The 6,337-nt window shown below is 44.0% G+C and carries 11 protein-coding genes; 10 read left to right on the plus strand and 1 reads right to left on the minus strand.

Annotation, left to right across the window (positions count from 1 at the left end; genetic code table 11):
- Positions 1-4 precede the first annotated feature (4 nt).
- The 10 genes from JCM15074_RS17725 to JCM15074_RS17775 all read left to right on the plus strand — a co-directional run bounded on the left by JCM15074_RS17725 (position 5) and on the right by JCM15074_RS17775 (position 5,452).
- A complete protein-coding gene (locus tag JCM15074_RS17725; RefSeq protein WP_025822960.1) occupies positions 5-823 on the plus strand; it encodes a major capsid protein P2 in 819 nt (272 codons plus the stop codon).
- A 12-nt stretch (positions 824-835) separates the two neighbouring features.
- Positions 836-1,177 (plus strand): hypothetical protein, encoded by a 342-nt coding sequence (locus tag JCM15074_RS17730; RefSeq protein ID WP_025822963.1) that lies wholly within the window; start codon positions 836-838, stop codon positions 1,175-1,177.
- 99 nt (positions 1,178-1,276) lie between these two features.
- Positions 1,277-1,471: a hypothetical protein gene (locus JCM15074_RS17740; protein ID WP_025822965.1), complete on the plus strand. Its 195-nt coding sequence runs from the start codon at positions 1,277-1,279 to the stop codon at positions 1,469-1,471.
- The gene (locus JCM15074_RS17745) at positions 1,447-1,788 is read left to right on the plus strand and encodes a hypothetical protein (protein ID WP_025822966.1); all 342 of its coding nucleotides are present in this window, start codon (positions 1,447-1,449) and stop codon (positions 1,786-1,788) included. The genes JCM15074_RS17740 and JCM15074_RS17745 overlap by 25 nt, the downstream gene beginning before the upstream one ends.
- A complete protein-coding gene (locus JCM15074_RS17750; RefSeq protein ID WP_025822968.1) occupies positions 1,788-2,561 on the plus strand; it encodes a hypothetical protein in 774 nt (257 codons plus the stop codon). Before JCM15074_RS17745 ends, JCM15074_RS17750 begins: the two co-directional genes overlap by 1 nt.
- Complete coding sequence (locus JCM15074_RS17755) at positions 2,561-4,129, plus strand: hypothetical protein (protein WP_025822970.1); 1,569 nt, start codon at positions 2,561-2,563, stop codon at positions 4,127-4,129. Before JCM15074_RS17750 ends, JCM15074_RS17755 begins: the two co-directional genes overlap by 1 nt.
- Entirely contained in the window at positions 4,129-4,695 is a 567-nt protein-coding gene (locus JCM15074_RS17760) for a hypothetical protein (RefSeq protein ID WP_199899828.1), read from the plus strand. The genes JCM15074_RS17755 and JCM15074_RS17760 overlap by 1 nt, the downstream gene beginning before the upstream one ends.
- Positions 4,649-5,026, plus strand: a complete 378-nt coding sequence (locus JCM15074_RS17765) for a hypothetical protein (RefSeq protein ID WP_025822975.1) — start codon at positions 4,649-4,651, stop codon at positions 5,024-5,026. The genes JCM15074_RS17760 and JCM15074_RS17765 overlap by 47 nt, the downstream gene beginning before the upstream one ends.
- A 10-nt stretch (positions 5,027-5,036) precedes the next feature.
- Complete coding sequence (locus JCM15074_RS17770; protein ID WP_025822977.1) at positions 5,037-5,273, plus strand: hypothetical protein; 237 nt, start codon at positions 5,037-5,039, stop codon at positions 5,271-5,273.
- A complete protein-coding gene (locus tag JCM15074_RS17775) occupies positions 5,273-5,452 on the plus strand; it encodes a hypothetical protein (RefSeq protein ID WP_025822978.1) in 180 nt (59 codons plus the stop codon). Before JCM15074_RS17770 ends, JCM15074_RS17775 begins: the two co-directional genes overlap by 1 nt.
- Before the next feature lie 148 nt (positions 5,453-5,600).
- Here the strand turns inward: JCM15074_RS17775 and JCM15074_RS22890 are convergent, their stop codons facing one another.
- Entirely contained in the window at positions 5,601-6,170 is a 570-nt protein-coding gene (locus JCM15074_RS22890) for a hypothetical protein (protein ID WP_148300839.1), read from the minus strand.
- Positions 6,171-6,337: the final 167 nt, after the last annotated feature.

Raw genomic sequence — 6,337 nt, forward strand, 5'->3', positions numbered from 1 at the left:
TAACATGGCACGTTCATTTGTAAAACTTCCATCATTTTCTAATGTCAGTAAGGGCAATACAGCTACGCTTGAATTGCCGTTAGGCCGTACCTACGACAAGATTTATGTTAATTACACAGGCGTTACTTTAGCCCAGCTTAAAAACATTCGTATTGAAGTTAACGGCAAAGCAATTCTTGAATTTAAAGATGGTCAGGCATTAGCGAATTACAACAAGCGTTATGGTCGTAACACTGCGGCAAATGTGCTTGATTTCCACTTTAAGCGTGATGAATTGGTAACATTAGCTGAAAAGCGTATGTTCGGTTTGGGTACTGCATCGGTGCAGGGGCATCCAACCATTGCCAATGTAACATTACGTGTTGAAATTGATGCGGCGGCAACTTCACCAAAGTTAGAAGCTCATGCAATCCAATCAAACCCGTCACCAATCGGCTATATCACTAAGGTTAAAAACTTCCCTGTAGCGTTGAACGCTGGCGTAACAGAAATTGATAAATTGCCACGCCCAGCAAGTGCGCGTATTGCTGCTATTCATGTGATCACTGACGCAACCGTTGAAAAGCTTGAAGTTGAAATTGATTCAATCAAAGTTTTTGATATGCCAAAAACCCTTGCTGAAAAAATCCAAGTTGATCACGACCGCGCCCCACAAAGCGGCCAAGTGTCTGCCGATTTCATTTTAGAAGGTGATTTAAAGCAGGCTATTCCGCTGCAAGGCTTACAAGATTTCCGTTTACGTGTTGAAACCGCAAGCAATACACCAGCCGCAACAGCCGCGACTGTTGTTGTTGAATATTTTGATGGTCTAGCGGGCATTTAATAGGGGGCTTGCATGATTGCAGCAGCAAATATGGGCGGCATTCCTGCGCCCGCAATTAACAATAGCGCCATGAGTGGCGGCTTTTGGGAAAACATGAATGATGGGCTTTCGAGCGCACTTGATGTTTATCTCAAGTATGAGCAAGTCCAAGCGGTTAAAGATTCCAGCGCGGTAGGGCAAAAGGAATTAACGACTACGGTTGAAACGCCAAACCCTAACACAGACCAAACCTATGTTAGCCCGTCACAAAAGCTTAAAGAGCAAATGGCCGAGGGCTTACAAATTGGCACTGGCACGATGTTAGTCGGCGGCGTTGCCTTGACGGCTTTGTTCTTTTTCATGTTGCGTAAATAGGGGGCGCTATGGTCAATAAGCAATTTTTAACCTCAATTGCCGCCGCCGTTATTGCGGGCTTAATTGTTAAACGCATTACAGCTAATAAGGGGTAACGCTATGACAATGCCAAACATGAGCAATTCAAGTGCGGCCAGTAGTGGTACTGGCGACCAGTCACTAGACGCAGCTTTTCAAGGTGGCTCGGTTAACTTCGGCGCAGGCAGCACAGCGAATGGGATTAGTCCCGTTATGCTGCTAGGAGCTGGCACGCTTTTACTGGCAGGCTTATGGCTGTTCAGCAAGCGCAAATAGCTTGGCAAAAATTAGCGCCCGCCTTGGGGGCAGACTTGCGCATTATTCAAAGTGAAGTCGCGCAAGGTGTGGCGCAACTCTTTGTATGGGGCGGTGAGTATTACACCGTATTACGTGCAGAAGATACCGAGCTAGTGATAGTTGCAGGCGCAGGCAAAAACGCTGCGCAATATACCGCTGAAATCCATCTACTTGCCAAGCGGCAAGGATTTAAAACCGTTCGCTTACATACTAAAAAGCCAGATGCAATGCTGCGCTTAGGGGCGAAAAAGCTCGGTTATCAAGCACAAGAAACAATTTTAAGGGCGGTTTTATAATGGGTTCAAAATCACGATCCAATTCCAGCCAAACCACAAACAACACAAGTACGACATTTGGTATTCAGGGACCAAATAACGGCGCTATCATCAATGGCAATGGTAACACTGTGATTGATGGGGGCGCATTTGACCTAGTAGGCAAGGTTGCAGGAATTTTGCCTGATGTGTTCAAAGACAGCATTTATGCCGTTAATCAGCTCAGTGATAACGGCGCAAGGCAAACCGAATCAGTGATGCGCTCTGCGGTTGATTTGTTTGGTGATACCAATCAAACCTCTGTTGATTTGGCACAATTAAACGCTGATACCATGACCGAAACAGGCGAGATACTTAGCCGAGGCTTACAAGATAGTTATAGCTTTGGTGAATCAGCTTTAAATGCTGTGACTCAGCAAACTGATAATGTATTGAATGCCAACTCACAAGTGACAATTGAGGCCATGAATAACAACACCGACCTAGCCGCATTAGTGACTGATGCGCTAGCCGATGCCAATGATAATTACGCCTCACTTTCTAGCCAAGCCATGACCACTAACAGCGATTTAGCGTTAGGGCTTTCTAATACTGCGATTGATGCCGTTGCCGAAGCGCGCCGAGATAGTACGGGCGAGTTACAGCGCGGCTTTGAATCGTTTATGGGATTTGCTGAGCAATATAGCCGTAGTGATAGTGTTGAAATGGCAAAGGCCAACAATAAAACCATGATCATGAGTTTAACTGCGGCGGCGGTTATCTCTGGTTTAGCGATTTATGCGAGGCGCAAATAATGATTATTAAACAAACCATTGTTAACGGTCTTTGTGTCATTAATAAAACGGGCGCATATTTCGGGTTAGTCAGTGCCTCTGGCATTGTTCGGGTCAAGCTGTTGAAAGCTGGCTCAGTGGTGCTTGAATCGGATATGTGGGTAGGTATGTTGTTACCTAGCGCCATTTTATTTGATGAAATCCAGTTGATGGGGCAAGACTCCGCAATTGAAGTGTGGGCAGGCGATATTGCCATGTCACAAAGCGCGGTAATGACACGCGGCGCGGCGGCACTTAGGACTAATATTATTCCCGTTCATGGTAAAAACTTGCTGACGGGGTTTGATGTTACCCGCCAATCGGTACGTATTCGCCCTAATGCCGATATTATTGTCGGTGGTGCGGGGATGGGTAAACAAGGTTGGAATGCACCCGCAAACCAAGTGACGGAATTACCTGTGGCGGGTTTGCTCTATGGCTATTTTGCTAAGCCATATATTGATTTAGCCAATACCAGTACAGGCGCATACGATGCGCAATATTGGAAAACAATGGAGCCTGCGGGCGGTGGCGTCGGTGGAATGCCAATGTCTATTGATACCCAGCCACACCAAGATATAAAAGCGGGTCAGGGTGGTTCACACTATGATGCTGTTTATGAATCACCAGACAAAACCGTTCGCTTAGTCAGTGGTTTTGATGGCACATTTATTTTAAATAACTCGGCTCAATGGGTATTGCATAACGATGTTATCCACGATTTTGATTGCATGGATAACGCATTTTTGCAGGCGGCCAACGGCGATTTATATCTAATCTACCGCATAGATAATGATTTACATCTTTATCAAAGTGCAGACTTCGGCCAAACATTCACTAAGTTAATGACCATTGCGCCGCCATTATTCGCGCCTTTGGATAATTATCGGGTTGCACCAACACAAATCGTCAATAACTTAATTACGTTCGGTTTTAATCAATACGCCGTTGTAATTGATGTTACCCAGTTAACCCATGAAAACATTGCATACAGCAGCCAACAGCAAGCGATTCGTTATCTCGCATTAACGGCTAATCGTCATTTGCGCATAGTGCCTGTTGGCAATGATTATCACCTGCAATTAAGCGTTGATGCGGGGCAAAATTGGCAAAGCCAACATGATAATGCTTTTGAATATACCGATTTTGGCGGCATAACGGCAGATAACACAGGTAAGCATGTGATGTTTACCACGGCGATTGATGAATACATGTGTTTATCCGATAACAGCGGCGATAGCTTTATTAATTCAGGGCTGACGATTGCAGGCACGAATACTTGTTACTTTGCTGCGGGCATTTATCTAGTCACTCGTCACCGTGATTTGTTTGCCATGTACATTGAAGATTCGGGCGTTGTCGAAACGCTGTTATTGCAAAATTTGCGTGATATTCGGGCGTGGAATCCCTTATTTATCAGCAGCAATGGCAAGGTGCGCTCTGTGGGTGTTGATTTAGATGCTGATGCGGGCGGGAGTCTTGCGCTGAATATCCCATTAGCGGGTAATTTGAATCCTGCCATTGTTGAGGTAATGGAGTTATTGGGCTAATGCGCAGTTATGGTCCAGTTGTAGCGCTGGCTATGTTGGGCTTGATTTGGCTTAGGCATCAATCAAGCCCACAGACTCAATTAACACCAGGGCAAAAACCAGATACCGGCACTGATGATTTTAATGAAGCGCTGGACAATTGGTCGCCTAACATAAACAGCAATAACGGAGTGAATAACATGCCGCGAGGTATCCGCAATAATAACCCGTTAAACATCGAAACTGGCGACAATTGGCAAGGGTTAATTGGCTCTGATGGGCGTTTTGCTCAGTTTGAAACGCCATTTTATGGCATTCGAGCAGCAGGCCGAACCCTTAGAACCTATCGTATTAAGTATGGTTTAACCAATATCGCGCAAATCATCAATAGATGGGCTCCGCCACATGAAAACCCAACTGATAAGTATATTGATTTTGTGGCTACTCAAGCGGGCATTAGTGCCAATCAATCATTATCAATGGCCGATTACCCGCGAGTGGTGGCCGCAATGATCCACTTTGAAAATGGAATAAATCCCTATGAGCAAAACATTATCAATTCCGCCGTTGCCGCAGGGCTGGCATAACTTAGCCTTAATAGCGGGGGTAACGTATGTCATTTATCAGCTTTCAAAAGGATTTAACCGACTTGATAACGCCGCTGATATTGCGACTAAGCCAATAGGGCAAGCGTGGTCAGATATTAGTGCATGGGCTGGCGGTTATCGGGCTGTTGAACATACGCCATTAATCATTCGTGATTTTTATTTAGATAGCCACTATCAAATCACAGATGAAGCGTGGAGGGTGCTTGTTAATGTCGAAAGTTATCGGCCATTAATGACAGAATTATTCAATGGTAGGGTGCTTAAATCACAATATCGGCATTTGATAAATAAACAAATAACTGAATTATAAGGAGTATGTAGTGTTAAGGTTTTTCAAGGAAAGATTGTCTGAATGGTCAACATGGCGGGGCATTGCCTTAATCGCTGCCGCTGTAACGGGGATTCATCCTGACGCAGCAAATGCGGTTGTCACGTTAGGGGATGCAGTTGTTAGCGGCCAAAATATTGGGGTTGCCGCCGTAGGAGTGGTTGGTGCTTGGGAGGCATTTCGCCAAGAACGCCAGCAAGATCATAGCAAGGTTTGGAGGGCGCACTAATGGAAGCAAAATCTGTTGAGCTTGCCAAAGCTTCGGGCTTTGGTAGCTTAGGCGTGATAGCGATTACATTGTTATGGAATATCCAAGCAACAATGACCGAGCAAAAAGAAGATCTTAGCCGTTTAATTCACAGTATTGATAAACGAGTTGCGGTGCTTGAATTTCAGCGTCAAAAATAACGAATATAGCAAATGCCGATAACGTCAATTATCGGCATTTGATTATAAAGGGGGTCTTATTCCATTAAGTGGTATGACAATCAATCATTGCTTAATAGAATGTTTAACCATTTAATTAGTAAATCACTTATTCGGCTGTAACTTACCGTTATTTAACTGATTTATTAGGGCTGTTGTTGGTTAATTGATGGTTGTTATCTGGTGCTGTTTCATATTGGCTTTGACGGCTAACTGATTTACTAAAGCCTGTGCTATGTGCCAGTATGGGCGAGTCTTTCAGCTTTGTGATTGTAGAGCTGATCATATCCAGTTCTTCACGGATTGCTTGCAGTTCATCATTATCACGTAGCTTGCCCAAACGTTGCCTTAATTGCTTATTTTCTTGTTCAGCTAATTGGTGAAATTGCCTTATTTGAAAAACGCTTAAAACTTCGTGCGCTTCAAGCTGGAGATTATCGTAAGGCGTATGCAATTTATTATCGCTGCCAAAATAAAAACCTCGCCACGTTTTATTCTTAGGAATTGCGCGCCGCGCTAAGTCACAATGTTTGTTGACCCATTGAGGACAGCCATAACGCCACCAGTTATAAATGGTGCGTGTTGTAACGTCAAAATACTGAGCAGCTTTATCACGATCAAGTTTGCCGCAAAGTTCGGGATGTGGGAAATTAGACAAAAAAAAGAATCTTGTATCTGTGGTCATTTCTTTAAAATCCATTTTGTTGTTAGAACGATTTTTCATAAAACGCCACCTTAGATATAACTAGTAGTTATCAGTAACGACTTTATTAGTCATTGCTAAAACTGCTAGTTTTCGGTGCTTCATATGATAGCAAACACCAAGTTAATGAAAACCCACCTTTACCAAAATGGAAATACTTTCCT

It is taken from the genome of Shewanella marina JCM 15074 (assembly GCF_000614975.1).
GTDB lineage: Bacteria > Pseudomonadota > Gammaproteobacteria > Enterobacterales > Shewanellaceae > Shewanella > Shewanella marina.

Bases quoted from the DNA above. Each gene is read 5' to 3' on its own strand.
- JCM15074_RS17755 (WP_025822970.1), top strand. From the start codon at position 2,561: ATGATTATTAAACAAACCATTGTTAACGGTCTTTGTGTCATTAATAAA.
- JCM15074_RS17760 (WP_199899828.1), top strand. From the start codon at position 4,129: ATGCGCAGTTATGGTCCAGTTGTAGCGCTGGCTATGTTGGGCTTGATT.
- JCM15074_RS17750 (WP_025822968.1), top strand. From the start codon at position 1,788: ATGGGTTCAAAATCACGATCCAATTCCAGCCAAACCACAAACAACACA.
- JCM15074_RS17775 (WP_025822978.1), top strand. From the start codon at position 5,273: ATGGAAGCAAAATCTGTTGAGCTTGCCAAAGCTTCGGGCTTTGGTAGC.
- JCM15074_RS17740 (WP_025822965.1), top strand. From the start codon at position 1,277: ATGACAATGCCAAACATGAGCAATTCAAGTGCGGCCAGTAGTGGTACT.
- JCM15074_RS17765 (WP_025822975.1), top strand. From the start codon at position 4,649: ATGAGCAAAACATTATCAATTCCGCCGTTGCCGCAGGGCTGGCATAAC.
- JCM15074_RS17745 (WP_025822966.1), top strand. From the start codon at position 1,447: ATGGCTGTTCAGCAAGCGCAAATAGCTTGGCAAAAATTAGCGCCCGCC.
- JCM15074_RS22890 (WP_148300839.1), bottom strand. From the start codon at position 6,170: ATGGATTTTAAAGAAATGACCACAGATACAAGATTCTTTTTTTTGTCT.
- JCM15074_RS17725 (WP_025822960.1), top strand. From the start codon at position 5: ATGGCACGTTCATTTGTAAAACTTCCATCATTTTCTAATGTCAGTAAG.
- JCM15074_RS17730 (WP_025822963.1), top strand. From the start codon at position 836: ATGATTGCAGCAGCAAATATGGGCGGCATTCCTGCGCCCGCAATTAAC.